The organism is Pseudoalteromonas sp. US3C1013 (assembly GCF_048401115.1).
Taxonomy (GTDB): Bacteria; Pseudomonadota; Gammaproteobacteria; order Enterobacterales; family Alteromonadaceae; genus Pseudoalteromonas; species Pseudoalteromonas undina.
Window position 1 is genome coordinate 124,199 of record NZ_CP183076.1, and the last position, 18,892, is coordinate 143,090.

At 39.2% G+C, this 18,892-nt stretch carries 18 protein-coding genes and 1 pseudogene; 9 read left to right on the plus strand and 10 right to left on the minus strand.

The features are described from left to right. Window positions 1–56: 56 nt before the first annotated feature. From ACNSN2_RS16030 to ACNSN2_RS16040, 3 genes are all read right to left on the minus strand, one after another. Window positions 57–791 carry a substrate-binding periplasmic protein gene (locus ACNSN2_RS16030; RefSeq protein WP_418609112.1) on the minus strand — a complete coding sequence of 245 codons (735 nt, stop codon included), beginning with the start codon at window positions 789–791 and terminating at the stop codon, window positions 57–59. 117 nt (window positions 792–908) lie between these two features. Next, window positions 909–2,420 (minus strand): ABC transporter substrate-binding protein, encoded by a 1,512-nt coding sequence (locus tag ACNSN2_RS16035; protein ID WP_418609110.1) that lies wholly within the window; start codon window positions 2,418–2,420, stop codon window positions 909–911. A 35-nt stretch (window positions 2,421–2,455) separates the two neighbouring features. Further along, the gene (locus ACNSN2_RS16040; RefSeq protein WP_109875050.1) at window positions 2,456–3,238 is read right to left on the minus strand and encodes a substrate-binding periplasmic protein; all 783 of its coding nucleotides are present in this window, start codon (window positions 3,236–3,238) and stop codon (window positions 2,456–2,458) included. Window positions 3,239–3,685: 447 nt separating this feature from the next. Between ACNSN2_RS16040 and ACNSN2_RS16045 the strand changes: the two genes are divergently transcribed. The 5 genes from ACNSN2_RS16045 to ACNSN2_RS16065 all read left to right on the plus strand — a co-directional run bounded on the left by ACNSN2_RS16045 (window position 3,686) and on the right by ACNSN2_RS16065 (window position 9,939). Next, on the plus strand, window positions 3,686–4,285 hold the full coding sequence (locus tag ACNSN2_RS16045; protein ID WP_076919434.1) for a class I SAM-dependent methyltransferase: 600 nt from the start codon (window positions 3,686–3,688) through the stop codon (window positions 4,283–4,285). Continuing rightward, window positions 4,282–5,871: a S24 family peptidase gene (locus tag ACNSN2_RS16050; protein WP_418609108.1), complete on the plus strand. Its 1,590-nt coding sequence runs from the start codon at window positions 4,282–4,284 to the stop codon at window positions 5,869–5,871. Before ACNSN2_RS16045 ends, ACNSN2_RS16050 begins: the two co-directional genes overlap by 4 nt. Window positions 5,872–6,416: 545 nt before the next feature. Continuing rightward, complete coding sequence (locus ACNSN2_RS16055) at window positions 6,417–8,261, plus strand: hypothetical protein (protein WP_418609106.1); 1,845 nt, start codon at window positions 6,417–6,419, stop codon at window positions 8,259–8,261. A gap of 30 nt (window positions 8,262–8,291) precedes the next feature. Further along, window positions 8,292–9,404, plus strand: a complete 1,113-nt coding sequence (locus tag ACNSN2_RS16060; RefSeq protein ID WP_418609104.1) for a hypothetical protein — start codon at window positions 8,292–8,294, stop codon at window positions 9,402–9,404. A 16-nt stretch (window positions 9,405–9,420) separates the two neighbouring features. Next, complete coding sequence (locus tag ACNSN2_RS16065) at window positions 9,421–9,939, plus strand: hypothetical protein (protein WP_418609103.1); 519 nt, start codon at window positions 9,421–9,423, stop codon at window positions 9,937–9,939. Window positions 9,940–9,967: 28 nt separating this feature from the next. On the opposite strand, the pseudogene ACNSN2_RS16070 reads toward ACNSN2_RS16065, so the two are convergent. Continuing rightward, window positions 9,968–10,165 (minus strand): annotated as a pseudogene (locus tag ACNSN2_RS16070) (DUF3427 domain-containing protein); the annotation flags it as partial. Window positions 10,166–10,456: 291 nt separating this feature from the next. Beyond that, entirely contained in the window at window positions 10,457–10,936 is a 480-nt protein-coding gene (locus ACNSN2_RS16075) for a PD-(D/E)XK nuclease superfamily protein (protein WP_418609102.1), read from the minus strand. A 344-nt stretch (window positions 10,937–11,280) separates the two neighbouring features. On the opposite strand from ACNSN2_RS16075, the gene ACNSN2_RS16080 reads away from it, so the two are divergent. Further along, window positions 11,281–11,757: a hypothetical protein gene (locus tag ACNSN2_RS16080; protein WP_418609101.1), complete on the plus strand. Its 477-nt coding sequence runs from the start codon at window positions 11,281–11,283 to the stop codon at window positions 11,755–11,757. Between the two features lie 430 nt (window positions 11,758–12,187). On the opposite strand, the gene ACNSN2_RS16085 is transcribed toward ACNSN2_RS16080, so the two are convergent. Next, window positions 12,188–12,538 (minus strand): hypothetical protein, encoded by a 351-nt coding sequence (locus ACNSN2_RS16085; RefSeq protein ID WP_418609099.1) that lies wholly within the window; start codon window positions 12,536–12,538, stop codon window positions 12,188–12,190. Between the two features lie 154 nt (window positions 12,539–12,692). Beyond that, the gene (locus ACNSN2_RS16090; RefSeq protein ID WP_418611350.1) at window positions 12,693–13,505 is read right to left on the minus strand and encodes a LysR family transcriptional regulator; all 813 of its coding nucleotides are present in this window, start codon (window positions 13,503–13,505) and stop codon (window positions 12,693–12,695) included. A gap of 129 nt (window positions 13,506–13,634) precedes the next feature. Here ACNSN2_RS16090 and ACNSN2_RS16095 point away from each other — a divergent pair, with 129 nt between their 5' ends. After that, entirely contained in the window at window positions 13,635–13,850 is a 216-nt protein-coding gene (locus ACNSN2_RS16095) for a DUF2798 domain-containing protein (RefSeq protein WP_138595457.1), read from the plus strand. Between the two features lie 2 nt (window positions 13,851–13,852). Next, the gene (locus ACNSN2_RS16100) at window positions 13,853–14,137 is read left to right on the plus strand and encodes a putative quinol monooxygenase (RefSeq protein WP_138621616.1); all 285 of its coding nucleotides are present in this window, start codon (window positions 13,853–13,855) and stop codon (window positions 14,135–14,137) included. A 486-nt stretch (window positions 14,138–14,623) separates the two neighbouring features. Here the strand turns inward: ACNSN2_RS16100 and ACNSN2_RS16105 are convergent, their stop codons facing one another. Beyond that, a complete protein-coding gene (locus ACNSN2_RS16105; RefSeq protein ID WP_075170080.1) occupies window positions 14,624–15,472 on the minus strand; it encodes a substrate-binding periplasmic protein in 849 nt (282 codons plus the stop codon). Between the two features lie 67 nt (window positions 15,473–15,539). Here ACNSN2_RS16105 and ACNSN2_RS16110 point away from each other — a divergent pair, with 67 nt between their 5' ends. Then, window positions 15,540–15,704, plus strand: a complete 165-nt coding sequence (locus ACNSN2_RS16110; RefSeq protein ID WP_171036828.1) for a hypothetical protein — start codon at window positions 15,540–15,542, stop codon at window positions 15,702–15,704. Window positions 15,705–15,816: 112 nt separating this feature from the next. On the opposite strand, the gene ACNSN2_RS16115 is transcribed toward ACNSN2_RS16110, so the two are convergent. Further along, entirely contained in the window at window positions 15,817–17,307 is a 1,491-nt protein-coding gene (locus ACNSN2_RS16115; protein ID WP_418609823.1) for a hypothetical protein, read from the minus strand. A gap of 93 nt (window positions 17,308–17,400) precedes the next feature. Then, the gene (gene dgt, locus ACNSN2_RS16120; RefSeq protein ID WP_418609829.1) at window positions 17,401–18,864 is read right to left on the minus strand and encodes a dGTPase; all 1,464 of its coding nucleotides are present in this window, start codon (window positions 18,862–18,864) and stop codon (window positions 17,401–17,403) included. Between the last annotated feature and the right edge of the window lie 28 nt (window positions 18,865–18,892).

Sequence of the window (18,892 nt, forward strand, 5' to 3'; positions counted from 1 at the left end):
GCGAATTATACAGATCCACGCCCAAAGATGAAAGGTAAAAGAATAAAGCTTAAAAGCTATAACAGCTGATAAATAGCGTGTATGTTGCTTTTATTTTGTTTAATTAACTCATTTATAGCTTGTAACTCGGCTTGGTTAATAGACTTTTTACTCAACATTAAATGAATAGAACTCTTATTAATAGCCGCCATACTAGTAACAAGCTCAACGCTTGGATGTTGGTTTATAAAATATTGTGCAGCTACTTCGTCTTCTATTGCGTAATCAACCCTGTTTTTACTAAGCATAGCAAAGCGTTTGTCGGCTGTGGGCATCATAATAACGTGAGCAGGATGATTTTGTTTAAACTGCGCAAATGCAGCGCCATAATAACTACCGCGACCAATAGCGAGCGTTAAATCTCTATAAAAAATATCGCTTAGGTTATTTATATCAGGAGAGTCGCTATATTTATAAAGGCGCATTATTTCATCGCGATAAGTATCGCTAAAATAGGCATAACTTTGTCTATCAGAGGTTATGCTGGCTGCAAAAACAATATCAATACGGCCTTCTTTTAACTCTTCAAAAGCACGAGCAGAGGTAGGCAGCAACATAAACTTTAAACAAAAAGGTGAGCCGTTAAAAATCGTATTTACCACATCAATTTCAACGCCTGTTAAATTGTTATTAACTGCCACCACATAAGGCGGCCAGTTGCGTTCATTGGTACCCACTTTAAGTGTTTTGGCACAGGCAAATACCTTAAAACTACCAATTATTAGTAATACAACAAAAGCGAGTCTTAGCATTTTATTACTCTAAAGAATGACTACAACTAAGTATACACTAGCTGGCAGATTTATCCCGCTTGTAATAAATAAAGAGCACGCAGTGCAGGTAGCCCAGTAAAAACAAATGCTGGGGGCTCAAGGGGTTGCAACTAAGCCTAACGACGCTCGATAAGCCTTTAATTGTTTGTTACGGCCAATTTCATCGGTTAACTTATTCCAGCCGGTTTCAATGTTTTCAACCGTTTGGTCTACGGTTTGGTTATGCCTTAAGTATTTAGCTACTTCCGTGTCGAGTATGTCTCTAAAGTAACGGTTGTTTTCAAAAATTCTTAAATCCAGAATAATATTGGCATTATTTACCGTTTTAGAAATAGAGCCTAAATAAAAGCGAAGGGTATTTTCACTCATGCCTTGCTTAAGCCAGCTTTGCTGATTAACCAATTGAGAGGTACGATACGGGTTCATGCCCGTGGCCCCTATGGTTACATCTTCATTAGATTGCAAAGGCTGAGTAACATACGACAAGTACTCATAAGCGAGCTTTTTTTTGCCAGCAGTGCTGGCGCGGTTTATTGAGCCTACCCAACCACCAAATGCAGCATAAGGCGCATAGTTAATATCGCCCATGGCAAATGGGCAAAGGGTAGAGTTACATCGCTCAAGCTGGTTTGTTTTACGATTTAATACCTCGGTTGACCCCGGTAATATACTTACCCCCGTTTTGTTTTTTACTTTAGATTCGGGTAATACGGTCATGGTGCCAATATCGCCCCATTCAATAGCTAAAGCGCAGCGCCCATTAATAAACGCATACCTTACATCGTTAGTGTCAAAGTTAAGTTCATCGGCAGAGCCAAATTCGGTGGTTTGTTTATAAATTTGTAAGGCTTTTTTAAATGCCGCGTTATTCACTAACGGCGCCATGGTTTTGGTGTTAAAAAATATCCCCTGCGACGTGCCTTTACTTTGCAAAAAACTACCCGCAATAGACAACAGCGACCAATACGACTGTTCATTGGCTTTTTTAGAAATGCACGAGCCAAAATCACCTTCGCCATCCCCATTCATATCAACCCCATGTAATTGCTTAGCAATAGCAAGGTAATCATCCCAGGTTCTGGGTGGGGTTAGGCCATACTTTTTAAGGACATCGAGGCGGTAATACAGTAAGTGTATATCGCCATCGAGGGGGATAGAGTAAATTTGACCATTATATTTAGAGCTAAAATCTCTAAAAAAGCGCGATACATCATTCCATTGAATTAGAGGGTCGGCACTTACGTAGGTGTCTAGGCGCTCTAGGTAATTATTTTGTGCAAAATCAACCATCCACTGCGATGCATAAGCAATAATATCGTACTGGCTGGTTGGCGAGCTTAAATCTTTACTTATTTCGTTATATAACTGACCAAAAGGCACCTTGGTTACATTAACTTTAATACCGGTTTGCTGTTCAAACTCTAAGCCTCTTTGTATTAGTGGCTTGCTAATAATAGTGCCTAAATCAACCGTAAGTACATTAAGTTGGGTGTTTGCGTGAAGCAGTGTACTGGGTTGGCTTTCTATTTTAGAGAGAGGCAGGTTACTTTGTGCAACGCATTGAAAAACAAAAATTAAGCTTATAACTAAAGCAAATACAACTCTCATAAAAAACTCAACCACAGCAATATGTAATTACTACTCTAGTCTATATTTTGTGGAAAGGGAAAAGGCAGGTAGTTGTAAGCAATAAAAAGCGCTTCTAGCTCACCACTGGCAAGTAACTTAGCAAAACCGGCATCAAAAATTTGTGCTAACTCGCGGCCTTTAGCGTTATCGGTAAAGGCAATGTATTGCTTTATTGGAACTATGTTTTCAATTTGGTACTGCTGTGGGTCAAAGTTTATTGTTGATAACTCAGCGGCATTAGCAATCAAGGTTTGCTGCAGCGCTTTACGGCTATCTAAAAAGAAATCAAGCCTATCGAGCTTGAGCATTTTAACGCCCTCAATCCGCTGAGTAACCTGTTGTAAATCAATCGGCACATACAAATAATTATTATAGTTAGATCCCCTTAATGTGCCTACCGAGCGGTTTTGTAACGAATACTCACCTTGCCAATTTTTAAATCGGCCTTTTTTAAACATCGCCGACACAAAAGTAATATCGTAATGCCAAACCGGAAAGTACAACCCCTCCACCTCATTTTGCCTTGCACTTAACATAGCATCGGCATTGCCGTTAGCCGTCCACCAATAAGCACGCGACTGAGGCACAATCATAATATTGAGTTCAATCGACTGCGCAGCAAAAATTTTAGTCAGCATATCAACGTAAAGGCCAGAGCCGTCTTTTTCTACCAGCCCGTCAATGGTGTCGGTAGCCAGTACAATTTTTTTAATATCGCTCGACGCCCAACCACTGCTAGGCACGCCTAAACAAAGCGCTAAAAGTACAGCTAAAAACCACTTAAACCTAACATTCATTGTAAGTAACACCTCGGTACTTAAACACAGCCACACTAGCCAATACATTTTTTATACTAGTAAGCGCTGAAGAGCGATCTTATGAGTAAACATAGCACACCTCGCTGACCAATAAATGAACGGTGCAATACGTGTTCATACTATTACACTGAAGGGTAAATAACAGCCATGTTTTTAGTGTGGATTAAGGTAAGTGTTTAATTATTGCTACTCATTCAAATAGCACCGAAGCGTTTATATAACTTTAATACTTTCAAAGATGTAGAGTTAATAGGTAAAAGTGTAAATAACATTGGTTTATAGCAGTTAAACAGTGCTTTTTTGTAATAAAAACATACTACTTAGGACGTATATATTGCCGTAGCTCTATATTTTTAAATGTTGATACTGTAGATTAGTTATAAATGAATGCCAGATTAATAAATAAACCAAGGAGCGGTGAATTTAGTGCTCACTAAAACACTCAATTACTACAATCAACATGCACAAACTTTTAGCGACTCAACGCTTAATGTTGATATGTCGGCGCTTTACGCTGAGTTTTTACCGCTTATCCCTAAACATGGCCATATTTTAGATGCTGGCTGTGGCAGTGCCCGCGATGCTATGTATTTTAAACAGCAAGGTTTTACTGTTAGCGCGTTTGATGCAAGCGAAAATATTGCAAAGTTAGCCAGTAATTACTTACAACAAACTGTAGAGGTTAAAGCCTTCCAGCAGCTTAATTGTACAAATATGTACGACGGCATTTGGTGCTGCGCCAGTTTATTGCATGTGCCAAAAGTAGAGTTACCGCAGGTGTTTTTAAAGCTGCAAAATGCCCTAAAACCAAACGGTGTTTTGTATGTGTCGTTTAAATACGGCACGCAAGAACGTGTGCATAACGGCCGTGAATTTACCGATTTAAATGAAGATGGCCTAACCGCGCTAATTACCCACCACACCGAGCTTAAAATACTAAAACAATGGCAAACGGTTGACCAACGCCCAGAGCGCGAAAGCGAAGTATGGCTCAATGCCCTAATTAAAGCAGTGCCGGTTTTATGATTGGCGCAATGCAGCAACAACTCGACTTTATCGCCTATATTCAGCGCATGCTGGTTGAGGGAGAGTTCACCGCAACGTATAAATATGCACTATTACATGCTATTGCTGATATTTGCGTAGAACAGCAAAATGAAGATCAGAGTGCGCCAATGGAAATAAAAATCGACACGTTAGTCGATAAATTTATTCAACTTTATTGGAACCACTCAATGCCTTACGCTGCGCACTCTACCGATATTATTACTAATACTGAAGATATGCTGTTAAAGCAAAATAGCCAAGGACAGGCAAAGTTCATCACCGAAATTTACAAACTACAAAATGCAGGTGTGAAAAGTTACAACGCATTCAAAAACTACCAACAATATAACCAAGTAATTAGTTCTCTTAGGCGAACATTTATCGATGGCCCTCTTTGGCGCTTACAGTTACTTTCGGGTAAAGAAGAATGTTTTTTATATCCCCATATACTTTTAGGTAAAGGCAGAGAGCCCAAGCGAATTGTTTTAAATGCTGGTATAGCTCAGTGTTTTAGGCGTTTTTACGATTTGGTTGTGCATCTTAGTGTTACTGAATGGATAGAAAAAGTACAAACTATAAAAGCGAATCAAACACTATTAGGATCGCAAAGCCAGCTACAAGAGTTCTTGTTTGGCAGTAACAGAACTGCGTTAAAAGTGGTAACTCCACTATTGATAGATATTCAAAACGGGCTTTGCTTTTACTGCCAAAAGCCAATGAATCTAAAAAACGAAAAAGAAACTAAAAAAACGCCAGAGATCGATCACTTTATTCCTTTTAAGCGCTATCCAAACGACTTAGCACATAACTTTGTTGCTGCGCATGCTGATTGTAATAACAATAAGCGAGACCACCTCGCAGCTTTTGCTCACCGCGACCGCTGGCTAGAACAAAATCTTGATACTCATAAAGCCGAAATAACTAATAAACTACAACCTTACTTTTATTGCGATGCTGATAAATCGCTTGCAGTAAGCAATTGGGCGTATCAGGTAGCCGAATCAAGCAGTGCTAAATTATGGCTTGGCAAAAACAGTTTCGAACAAGCAAAACCAACTGCTGAGTTGTTTACGTTTCCAAACGCATCCCAACCTGAGTTAAATCAAGTTGCTAAGCCCGAAGTTAGTTTAAAATCAACTGATAACGCATTAAAGCTGCCGTACTTCCCCAATATAAAAATAGCCTGTGGGCATTTTAAAACAGGGGATGAAAGCGATATGGAATTGATGGATGCACCACTTGGCGCGGGCAAGCTCGACCCACAAGTGCATTTTTTAGCACACGCATCGGGTAACTCAATGAATGGCGGTAAACACCCAATACTTGATGGTGATTTACTGTTACTTGAGCTTATAACGTCCGATAAAGCCGGATCGCTACGCGGCCAAATAGTCGCCATAGAACGAGATGATATAGGCGGGGAAGGGCAGTATTTACTGCGCAAAGTTAATAAATTACCTAATGGGCAATATGAGCTAATTGCTCAAAACCCAGATTACGAAGTAATGATTGCAGATGAAAGCATGCGAACCTTCGCGCGGTTTAAACAAGTGGTTGCTGAGTAGTTTGTAGTTGCGCTTTAACTTGTAGGCGCAGAGCTTGCTCACGCGAAAAGCGAAGCTTTTAGATGTGTAGGTCGTGGCGTAGGCGGGAGTTTACCTCGAGCATTTAAATTGTAGGTCGTGCTTTAGCGCGTCAATGTGATTGATAATATTAGGAATTGTGAAGGGATTAATAACCTCTATTCGAGGTTATATCGCGTTGGCGATGGCAACCAAAGGGCGGCTGCCGCCGACCGCCCTTTGGAATCCCACGGCGCGCCCGAGGATCACACTGTATCCTCAAGTTAAAAATTGATGTGAACGTAAGCGCCGTGTATTCGCCATCCATGGCGAAGTCACGGTTTAACTTGCAACCATGCAAGTGATTACTCATCAATTAATAACTTTCGGGTGTGATCACGGGGAGTTGGAGTGTGTTGGTAGATTGGTGTTTATGAGCAGGAGTTGTTTAATCTGGTTTTAAAGATTAATCCTAGCTGAACAGTAATTGCTCTAATGATTATAAACTGTTACGTTAATAACCACATAATAAGAAAGGACTCTATTAAATGAAACTCAACCAAGTTTTATCAATCGTCAACCAAGTTGAAAAATCTAAATTCATTTCATGCCTTGATCGTCTTTGTTCAGACGCCGCTAAAAATAATAAAACACTAGCTAAAACAATCGACAATATTGACGGCCAAATTAAAAATGCATCAGGAAGTGAAATAACTCAGTTATTTAATACCGTCCGCGAGTTCTTCAAAATTTCTGTAAAAGAACAGATTCTAATGAGTACAGCGCAGCTTAATTTATTGGTGAACATATTAAGTCGTGATGGCAACGGAGTTGCAAGAATTAGCTGGATAGAGTCACTTTATGAAAAAGAATGGGCAGAGTTATCCAAGCTATCAAAGGAGCTAAAAGAGTGTATTCAACAAGGCTCTGCCGAGAGTGTTTTAGAGCGAAACCGAGCGTTGAAGATTTATCATGCTTGCATGAAAGAAGCATACTTTAATGATGAAAAAAATAATCGAGAAGCGAAAGTTACTGATGACGAACGCAGTATCCTTAATGTACTGGCTGAAGAGCTAAATCTTACTACTGATGAATGTGCCGCTGTAGAGCATTTGGTTGATGTTATTCCTAAAAACGGTGTGCTAGATGCTTTAAATAGCCTCAGAGATATGGGGTTATTATTTATAAGTAAAAAGCGCCAAGAAGTGTTTATTCCTGATGAAATAGTTACCCTACTGAATGAAATTCAAGGCAAAGATTTAGCTGATAAGTACGTACTGAGAATACTTAGAACGCTGGCAGATGCCGAACTTTCTAATGCACTCAAAGCCCATGGTCGTAAAATTAGAGGCATAAGCCGCACTGATAAAATTCAAACAATTATTCATTCAGGAATTAGCGCTGCTAAATTATTATCAGACGATATTCATAACGTTGAAGATAACCAAAACCAACGTAAAGACAGATTAAAGCAGCTAATACAAGATTTAGAAATTGATACAGATAAACTAGGTACAACCTTAGATGAGCGCATTGGTCTAATATTGTCATCGTTATCAGGTGCAACAGAAAAAGAGTTTGATTCCCTTAGTGCCAGCGGCTTTAAACAGCTTCTAAAAACATTAGAAGAACACTTCCCAACTATGCAGGCTGTGCTTAAAGAAGCATTTGAACTTGAAGCGAACGAAATAATAGACACTGAAAAACTACGTGCGTTAAGTATTACTCCTCACGATATTCTATATTTACTTTCAAACGATGAAGTTAGAGAAGTTCGCGATAGCATGGGGTTATCCAAGCGAGGCAATGCACGCTTTGCAATCTTAGAAAGCTTTGCAAACGCAACAGATAAGCTGATTGAAAATTACGATGCTCTAGCACGCCGCGATATTAATGCGCTAAAAGAGGCTGGAGCAGATGTAACCGAGGCCGATATTGGTGTTAAGTTTGAAGAAGTCACAAAGGCTATCTTTGAGCTATTAGAGCTTAATATTGACGAAGACCTACGTAAAGACCTAAACACCACTAAAGATAAAGCCGATATCGTAATCTCGCTTAGTGATAACGACATAATTATTGGTGAAGCAAAAACCTGTAAAAATGGTGATTTTGCAAAATACTCAACGACCTCTCGCCAAGTAAAAGCTTATGTAACACGCGCTGAAAATCAGGGTAAACGTGTAGCACAAGTATTAATAATTGCCCCTAGCTTTTCTGATGATTTCATCGAATCAGCCGAGATGGATACCGAAGTAAATATTTCGTTGCTAGAAGCACATGGCCTTAAGTTAATACTTGATGCTTATAAGTCAAAGCGTAATCCAAGTTTCGCGCCTAAGCTATTGACCAAAGGTGGCTTGTTGAAAGCAGAATTAATAGCAAAAAATATATAAGTTAATTTAAGGTAATCTCAGGATAATAGTATGGAAAGTGGTTTAATAACGTTTTTTGATATAACAGAGTGTGGCTTTTATAAAAAAAGAAAATCTACTGCCACAAGTAAATTTGAAAATATACATGTTCAAGGCTCTATAAAAGAAAGTGTGGAACAAATAATCGAGTGGGCAGCTCAAAGGGAGTTTGAACAAACCGTGCCTTGGTGTACTGATGAAGCTCCTAGTAAACCCAGAGTCTTTTTTAAAGATTATTGTATCGATCATGCAACCGGTGAATGCTTAATTATTTTTTGTAAGTCAATCAAGAATGGTTCTAGTCGTCTTCATGGCTTTGATGGTAGTACAAAGGTTGGTGATGGTAAAAAAGATGTTTTCCCCATTGATAATAAGATTAAAGGAAAAGAGCTAATTGTAGCTGATATTATGTACTATTGGTTTATGCCAGAAGAAAACCTTTTAGCCTCTATAAAGTTCCCTCATTCTATCTGTTCGACAGATGATATTACTTATTTTTTTAAAAAGTGTGTTGATAACTTTGTTCCTAATGAGGGAAGGAGTACAACAAACACAACTATTTATAATCAGTTTGCCAAAAGAGATATCGCTGTAAAAAGAGTTACATATGAAGCATCAGATAAAACATCAATGAGTTATGTATTTAATACGGAAATGAAAGAAATTGAACTTAAAAACACTCAAAATTTAGATAAGCTATGTAAGCAGATAACCCACATTGTGATACGAGATACAATTTCTGCCAGAAAAGCTATTGAGACTGAATCTTTGTCTGATTTATGGAGAAAATTCAGAAATAAGTCAGATGATTTGACTAGAAATAAGCATGTTGAAATTATTGAGGAGGTATTTTTAACTGCGTCCTCATTAAAGCAGCTAATTCAGACATATTCAGATGATATTGAATCTGGAAGTATATGGAACAATATAGGTTTTAAAACTGGAGCCAACAATAGCACTAAATGGTTTGATAGTTACCTAGCAAGGAAGTATATAGTCCTCGACCCCAAAGATAAAAAGGAAGGTAGTTATTATTCTGCTGAAACTATAATGCAAGTCTTAAAAAAACAGAAAGTAGAGCTTTTGGATTTTCAAGTTAAAGATATTAAAGCGGTGAATTCTTGATTATTAAGGGATTTAAATGAAAGGCCTTTTTTTTACTATTTTACGTCATTTTATTTATATTTCAGTTAGCATTTTAGCTGGTTACTACTCTATGGATATATTAACTTATAAGGACTTTAATCCTGCAGTTAGTGTACTTCAAAATATATCGGCAGCCGTGTTTACTTTATCAGGCATATGGATAGCGTATTTATATCCACAAGCGATAAGTAGCATAACCTCATCAAGTAAGGTGGGGTTACTAAAAGGTAGCGAAGATGCTAAAAGAGTAGAAAATCTTGTTTATGTTGTTAGTACGTCAGCATTAGTATTATTTTTTATTCTATTGATTAGTGTATTCGAGCCTATTTTCTACAAAGTAATTCCTAGCGATTATAAGGTTAAATTAAATTGTTTAATTATTAGTTGTTTATTTTACCTAACTATTATTCAGTCTATTTCTATTTTAAAAATTATTGCTAGTAATTTAGATTTTGTTTATAGGCTCTCTTATAAGGTTACAGAAAAAGAGGTTGATGATGAATTAAGTAAGTAGTCACTGACTTACTTAAATCTGCTAGTGCTCACCCAACCGCTAATTTCCCTGCCTCATGCCACATTTCACTTGGCATGGGGTTGGTTAATTCCCACGTTATATTCATCGGCTGGCTGCCGTTGTGGTTTTGGTATTTAACCTCGCCGTAGTTTACAAACCCCATAGTTCGACCGTTTTCGTCTTTGCCTTGTTCGCGCACAAATAACAGGATGGTTTTGCTTGTTCTTAGGATTTAGTTTACTAAAAAATGCAATGTAAACAAGCATTAACTCATTATTGAATTAAAGACTGCTGCCAAGAAAATTCCCCCGTGATCACACCCGAAATTGAATTAATGATGAGTAATAGCAGCGCATGGATGCGCGTTAAGCGATGCTTACACACGGACGTGTTTCATCGCGTTTACGTTCATATTATTAATTTAAATTGAGGTAACTGTGTGATCCTCGGGGCGCCGAGAGATTCCAAAGAGAAGTCGGCGGTTACTTCTCTTTGGTTGTCGTCGCCAACGCGACACTTACTCGTTAATAAGATAATTAAGAAAGTCTTCTTTTGAAGAAAATACTTTGAATGTTTTTTCTATACGGTTTTCAGTTTGTGTTAATAACCAATCAAACGCTTCTTTTTTATAGCCTTTTCCATCAAAAACGATAACTACCGTTTTCTCTGGTGCATTACTTAATGACTCATAAAAGAATGGGAATTTTTGGTCGACAGAGCCGCTTTGTACTTGCCTATGAGCTTCTATTCTTAATAAGCCTTTAGTTTTATGATGTATTAAAAAAGTACTGTGACGTGTACTGCCGTACATATCTTGATAGGCTGCACGCTTAATATATTTCTGCTGTTGAGGTTGAAATTCTGTACATTCAGTAAAGCCAATAGAGGTTAGATCTTCTTCTAGTTCAGTACAAAACTTACGGTTTGATTCTTGTGGCGAGCCTGTATGTTCATACTTATTTGGTATTTCATCAAATAATGGTAGTTGACCATCCATGTAACTTTCTCCTTTATAGTTGAACAATTAACATACTAAATAAAGGGTGAAAGTCAAAGCAACAGCGGCGTTTAATTTAGCCTTATAGAAAATGCTTAAGGAGCTGTGGAGATCCACGGAGAGAGCAACGCTTTAACTTAGTAAATAATGCCTTTCGGTTGTCGTCGCCAACGCGACTTCTACTCAAATTTGCAATTAAAAATTCCCGCCACGAACTGCTCCAACAATTGCGCTCAGGCATGATTTAACAATTCGCTTAAACTATCTGTTTCTATTTTAGATTCAATCCTCTATATTCAGCCTAGGCGCTCAACGGAACACAGCACTCAATTTTAGGATAAATAATGATTAAATGGATTTTATTGATACTACTTTGCCTATTTACTTCTCTCCCGCAAGCGTACGAGCAATACTCGCAAGAACATTGCGATAGTATTGTAAAAGAACGTGAAACAATACGTTCACGGTTGCGTCAAGGCTATAGGGTGAAAGAAGGTGAGCGGTTAAAAGCACGGTTCAAATCTTTATTTGAAGAACTTGCAAAGCATTGTGATAAACCCAAACAAACCAATCGAACACATCAACGCTCTTCGGCTTACAGCACAAGTAATAATGCATTATTGCACTCGCGGGTGCCTAATATGAAATTGCATAGCGACAGCTATAGCGATCCTGAAAAGCTGGCTGCGTGGTCTGAATTTTATACTTTACCAAAGCGCTGCCGTTCAAAAGGCATGCAATCATCCGATTTCGTATGGTGCAGTGAATACCGTGGTGAACAAAAACGCTTATTTGAAGCCCAATGGAATAAGCGACGATAAAGATGTTGAGCACAAAATGGTGCGTGCTATTTGTATTTATTGTGCTGTTAATTGCAGTTGCTTTATAGCCTCTATACTCGATAGCCATCTACCTTGTTGTCTTTGATTAGCCATTTAAGTTACCCAAATAATTAAGATAACTCAATATACCTAACAGCAATAGCAACAACAAATTTGAAGGCTAATGCCAAGACAATTCCCCCGTCATTTTGCCCGAAAAGACTCAATTGATGAGTAATTAATTGAATGGATGCAATTAAAGCCGTGACAGGCACATGGATGTGCCTTACACGGCGTTTACGTTCATATCAATTTAGGCTTTTAGGAAAGTTCAAAATGCTCGGGGCGCCGTGGGGTTCCAAGGGGCGGTCGGCGGTATCCGCCCCTTGGTTGCCGTCGCCAACGCGACATCTACAAATAATTTGTAGGCCTAGTAAAAAAAAGCCTCTAAAATCATCATAGAAAATATACTTAACAAAAAGCCTGTAGTAGAAATAAGGTGCAAGAAAGCTAAAAACTTGTCTATTGGTCTTGCATACTTTGCAACATGGCTGCCATCAAATAGTGGTGTTGGTTTTCGTGCCCTTTCACAAAAAATAGCCATAGCGTAAAATGGCGCACTTGCTCCGATTCCTTTATCCCAGCTTGGGGAGCTAATTCCATCTTGTATCATTTTATTATCAATGTATTTAATTGAAATACGCGGGAATAAAACAGCCATTATCATAAGATAAAAAAAGAAAAAGATGCTGCTGTATAATAGTATTTCTAATATAGGCATTAGAAAACTTCTTTTGTTAGAGGTTGTCTATCGTATATATTTTCAAAAGTCTTTTTCATAAATTTGTTCATTTTTATACTTGCTGTAAAATTAAGCCGGGTAGAAACTTAAACCGACAACACAAAAGCTGCACACCTAAAACATAAATAACCCCTTAACCTAACTCAACAATATCACCTTGTAAGCATGGCGTTTGCTCAATTACGCTCTGTATTAAAGTAATTAACTGACTTGCCGTTTTACTTGGCTGGCGTGTGTTATGCCATAACGCATAAATAGGCCTGTTTGCAAAAGCAGGCTGCAATTCAATATAGTCAAAAGCCTGTTTGTCAGTAATACAACTAATTTCACTCATAGGTAATAAACCAACCCCATTACCTTCTTCAACCATTTTTCGGGCTATTGTTATATCAAAGCAATAACTTATATCGCTGTAGAGCTCTGTTAGTTTGTTAAGCATGCCTGTTGGTAACTGAGTTTGAGTATAAGGTAAAATTAGGCGAGTTTGCGGTGCATCTTTTTTGCTGACCAACTTAACCGCAATAGCGCCTAAGCGTTTTTGATAATAACTTGAGTCTTGTTGTGGGCCAATGCGAATAGCGAGGTCAAAGCGTTGTTGGCTCAACTGACTATTAGCATTACTCGGTGATATGTGAAAATTGAGCGAAGGATTATCTTTTATAAATGTATTTAGCGCAGGCATAAGTAGATCTGCAATGATGTTCTGTGGGCATAATAAATAAAAAGTATTGCTGTTATTGCTAGCACAATTAAGGGCGGTTATTTGATTATTAAGTGCTAACACTGAATCTGCAAGCGATGTATAGAGCTGCTCTCCTTTTGCTGTTAGCACGATTCCTCGTGCTGTACGTTGCAATAATGGCTCTGTTAATTTGGTTTCAAGTGCTTGAATACGTCGCGATAGCGTCGATAAATTTAAGCCTAAGTCTTTTGCCGTTTGGCTCATACTTTTACGCCTAGCTACCTCTATAAATAAATGAATGTCATCAAGCATTTCTGTTTCTCAATCTTAGTTTGCATTTTTGTGAGTATGGAAGCCCCAAGCTTTTGAATATAGTAACGCCAAGGAGGAAAGATGAAAATTCATTTTATATTTACATTGGCATTTTCGTTCATGATGTCGTTTTTACTATCTGCATGGGTGACCTACGTAAATTTAGGTTTAAGCGATACCTTTGTGCAAAGTTGGCTAACTGCATTTATTAATGCCTGGCCTGCGGCTTTTTTAGTGGCCTTTACCGTAGCACCGCCAATTCGTGCTGTGGTTATTAAATTAATTAACAAGGATTAAAGATGATTAATATAGTGGCAAAAATAACCCCTCAAGCTTCATTATTTGATGACTGTAAAGGGCGTTTACAGCAAATTTTAAAGCCTACACAGGCTGAGGTTGGTTGTATTCGATTTGAGCTATACAGCAATAGTGAGCAAACATGCTTGTTTTTAGTCGAACAATTTACTTCGCAAGCTGCTTTGGATACGCATTATTCACAGCCCTATGTAAAAGAGGTGTTTGCATTTTATGAAACGGCGTTAGCAAAACCGGTAGAAGTAAATAAATTAGTCGCGATTGAGTAAGTTTAATTTATCGTGTGTACCTCATTGGAGTGGGGAGTGTGTGTCCTCGGACGGTCGGCACTCGCTAACGCGACATGTATAAATAAAGGTGGCGAGCGACGAGTTGCGGGTTTAGAGCCATTAAAAGCTGCGCTTTTCGCGTCAGCAAGCTGCACGCGGTGAGAACAGGTAAAAGGTTCTAGGCTGAATATAGTCCGTCGCTCGCGGCTCGTTACCCAAAATTGGCGTTTAAAATAATCACAGCTAAAACTGGTTTCTACGATTTCAACTTACCAATTAACACAATGAGGCAATTAAGTGTGCTATTTGCCTCACTTTTTGAGGCGAATAATGCGTGAAAGTAACGTAATTTAAAAGCGGTGCTTTTCACGTCAGCAAGCTTAACGCCTACGGTGGTAAAGGCAGCGGGCTTCGAGTGACGAGCAGCGAGCTTGTGCTAAAACCTAAAGCCTAAAACCTAGCTCGTAGCTCGCAACCCATGCCAGGTCAGTCAGCCAGAGCACTATTTGTGGGCTGATAAGCGCCATTATCTAACGCATCAAAGTAAGTTTGGTAGCGACCATTTTGTTTAAATTTAAGTAATTGCTGATTAAAAATCTCAAGCCATTGTTTACTGTATTCGTTATTTTTAGGGAACATGACAAAGCTTTTATTGATTAATAGTGGCCTTGGGTGATGCACAATGGCATTTTTTATTGTAGGTAGTTGACCTGCCAATATGTGATAGCCTACGCTTTTTTCCTCGGCAAAGGCGTCTATTCTGCCCATAGCTAAGCGTTTAAAGTTTTGCTCTGTGGTACTTACTCGCGACATATCAAATAGACCCGCTTGTAGTGCTTTATCAAACTCTTCGCCATAGCTGTAAGCAAGCCCACCACCGAGTAATAAGCCTTTTAAATCGTTTAGGTTTTGCCAATCAAAAGGGCGTTTTTTGTGATAAAAAAATACAAAACGCTCGTTTAACACTGGCTCACTGTAAAAATAATCCTCAGTGCGTTGTTGTTCAAACATCCATACGGCGGTGGCTGCGTATTTATCATTAATGGTGTCGTGGTAAGCACGCGGCCAGGGTAAAAAGGTAAAGTTAACCTTAATATTGGCTTGTGCAAATAAGTCGGTGATTAAATGGGCAATCACACCTTGATGAGGTAATGATTCACTTAAAAAAGGGGGCCATTCGCCGGTACTTATATTTAAAGTAGTGGTATGTGTGGGCTGTTCGTTTTTGGGTTGAATTGCTTCAATTGCGTTACTGTAATCACTCACTAAAGCCATCAGACAAAAAGATGCGGTAAAAATAAGGTATCTTAATTTAGCTGATAACATCACATGCATATGTATAGTTTACTCCTTCTTAGCCATTAGGTTGTGACTGGTGCTGTTCAAAAAGTAGGCTATTGTAGTGAGTGAAACTGAATGCACGCTTAAGCTAGAACAGTCGGCAATAATACTTAATCATTTTACGGGGCTAAACGTGTCGCTACCTGCGTTAAAAAACTCTCATTACGACTGCATGGATGCAGAAGGTAGAGCAATGCAGGAGCAATTGCTGAGAACAACTAAATAGCAAATTTTTTGCCTAGCTATCAACACATTTTTCCTGCCTCAAAACAGACCACTTGATTAAGCGAATTGGTATTAGATTTAAAGCCACCTTTTAATAAGTACAGCGTACTCTATTATTCTTTTGTTTGCATGTTTTTTGCGCGCTCTTCAGCTTCAATTAGTGCTTGTGATTTAGGGGCGCGTTGCTTTTCTTCCACTTTCGGTTTTTGTGGTGAATTTGGATCCCAACTTTCATCAAGCGATAAGTTAGCAAATGGGTTACTGCTTTGTGGCGGTATATCAGGCTTAGTGGGTTCAACTGGCGATACCTTTACTTGTTCTGGTTTTATCGCACTTTTTTTAGTGGGTAAGGGGGCGTTGGGATCGAAGGTGCGTATTTCAGGCTCTTTAAAGTCGTGCTCGGTAGATGGTGTTAACGGTGAGCGCGGTTGTTTAGGCGAATGCAAGTCTGCCTTTGGTTGTTGAGGCGAAATGGGCTCAGCTGCAATAGGTGCTTCTTTTTTAGTCGCTGGTACAGGCTCGCTAGGCTGATTAACCGGCTTGCGCTGTTTTTTGATTGGTTTGGCTTCGGGATCAAAGTCTCTTACTTGTGGCTCTGCATGCTCGGTGGCATTTTTTATCCGTTCTAAAGTGGCTTTAGCGGCGGCTTCAAACTCTGCGGTATTCGGGATTTGCTTTACTTTAGCTGTGCTCACTTCGTTTGCGTTTGGCTCGGCAATTTCGGTTGTTGTTTTTTGCTCGTTTTTGCTGGTATCAAGAGTCTTAGATTCATCAATAGCAGTACTACTTTGCTTGTCATCGCACTTAGTAGGGGGAGCAGCTAGTGGCATACTGGTATCGGCAGGCTCGTTATTTTGCTTAACATGGCGTAGGCGCATTAATACAACAACCCCAATTATTACCACTAAGAGTAGCGCCACACTGGGTAATACTAGCGACAACATATTTGATTTTTTAGGGATTGATGAGGCAACACTGTTAACTTGCTCTGTGGCATTTACGGTAACCGGCATGGCCGTTTGTAAAGGCTCCACTGTTGATTTTGTAACTGCTGGAGTTGTGTTGTTTTGCGTGGTTGTATCAATGCTAGGCTGATCATTTGTTGCAGCATCAGCTTGTTCATCATTTGTTGTTTTGTTGGTTTGCGGCTCATTAGGCTCGGTACTTGCTGATGCTGGAACAGTTGTACTTTGAGTATGTTTAATACTTTGCTCAATATCTGGCTCAGACGCTGTTGCTACTGTTTGTTCAACGTTTGATTTTGCGCTTTGCTGTGTAAGTGATGACTGGGTTTGACTCTGTGCAATAGGGGTATTTACAACAGATGAAACAGGCTCAGTTACTTGCGGTTTTGTAATCTCAGGGATGGGTTGTTCAATAATGGGTTGCGCTTTAGGCTTTGCTGCTGGTTGAGTACGTGCCGGGTTACTGCAGTTTTTTTTGTAGTCGCGAGCGGCGTTACGGTACTTACGGCTAGTTTTGTCGTTACTATATTGCTGCTTTTCTTGTTTTATAAGAATGCACATCGCTTCGTTGTAAGCGACACTGCTGGCACTATAAAACAAAGTAAAACAAAAAAGTAAGCAACTCAGTAACGGTTTCATAAAACTCAAAAGCGGTTAAGCATCAATGCACTAATTTTAAGCGTAAAGTAAAAAATTATCTAGGGCTTAGCAATTTCGCGCGCTAAGCTTAAATTAGTCAATCACCATTAAGCTGCGGTACTCGTCGTAAGCAAATTGGTCAGTCATGCCGCTTATGTAGTCTTGAATGAGTCTACATCTGTAATAAAACTCATAAGCTGCAAAGTGGTCGGGCTCTTCTTGCATGGCATTTATAGCGTGCTGATAGCTACTTAAATGTTTTTTAGAGAGTTTTTTAACTAATCTCGACTCTATTAATAAACGGTTGTCGCCATGTAGTGCGCGTTTAAAGTCGTCGCTAGTTAATTGCAGTAACGGTTTATAGCATTCTAGTAGGCCGTTAATAATACGGTAGCCTTGTAGTTCGAGCTTTTCGACCTCTTTATGAGAAAATACATGCTCAAGTGCCACTTGCTTAAGGGCTTGGGTTACTGCATGCAGGTAGCTGCGGTCTTCTAATAATGCATGGTTAAAGTCACCATGATAAATTGGCTCTATGTTTTCAATAAAGCGTTTAGCAGCATGATTTACTAATGGGTGCAGTAACGATACACGCAAATAAATAAAAAATTCACTATTAAAATTAAAGGGCTGTGCTTGCGCGCGTTCAATAGCGTAATTAATTGCATCATCAACAAAGCTTTGATGTTGGGTGTCGTTTAAGGCTAAGTTAATTAACGCTTTTTGATACTGTTTTTTTAGTTGCTCGCATAATAACTGTGTGGTGATTATGTCTTTTTCTACCGCATCTTCTATGTCAGCCAAGCAATAAGAAATATCGTCAGCGGCTTCCATTATGTAACTGGCTGGGTGGCGGCAATGCGGCTCCATTTTGAGCTCAGTTTGCAGTGCCTCTACAAAGCTTTTTTCACTGTAGTAGTAGCCCACTTTTTTCATAATGTAGTTTTTATTTTGTGGGATATCTTGCTTGGCTAAGCTGGCAGGGCGGGTGTACTTTAAAATTGCCGCACTTTGGCTGTAGGTTAAATTTAGGCTGAGCAATGAGTGAATAATACGTATGCCTTGGGCGTTGCCTTCAAAACTGCAAATATCTTGCGCTAAATGTTTAAAAATAACGCCTATACTGCTATTGGCTGTTTGGCAACGCTCAGGCGTAATACTGGCCAAGTTAGCATTAAACCAATTATTAATGGCGGCCTCGCCAAAGTGACCAAATGGCGGGTTACCAATATCGTGCATTAGGCAGGCCATTTCTACTAGGGTTTCTAGCGGGCGTTCTAAGCCTGATAAACCATATTCTTTTTGCTGTTGGTAATTTAAGTTGGCAAAAACACGCTGCACAATAAATCGACCAACTTGTTGTACTTCTAATGAGTGAGTAAGGCGCGAGCGCACGGCTGCATTGCGTTCAAGCGGAAATACTTGGGTTTTTTGTTGCAGCCGACGAATGGCTGCACTATTAATAATTCGGCCACGATCGCTCTCAAGCGCCATTTGTAAATTGGCCGTCGTACGTTGCATACGCGCTGGGGTGATTTTGCTGCTGAAGTCGATCATGGCAATCCTTTTATTTTGCACGTTGGGC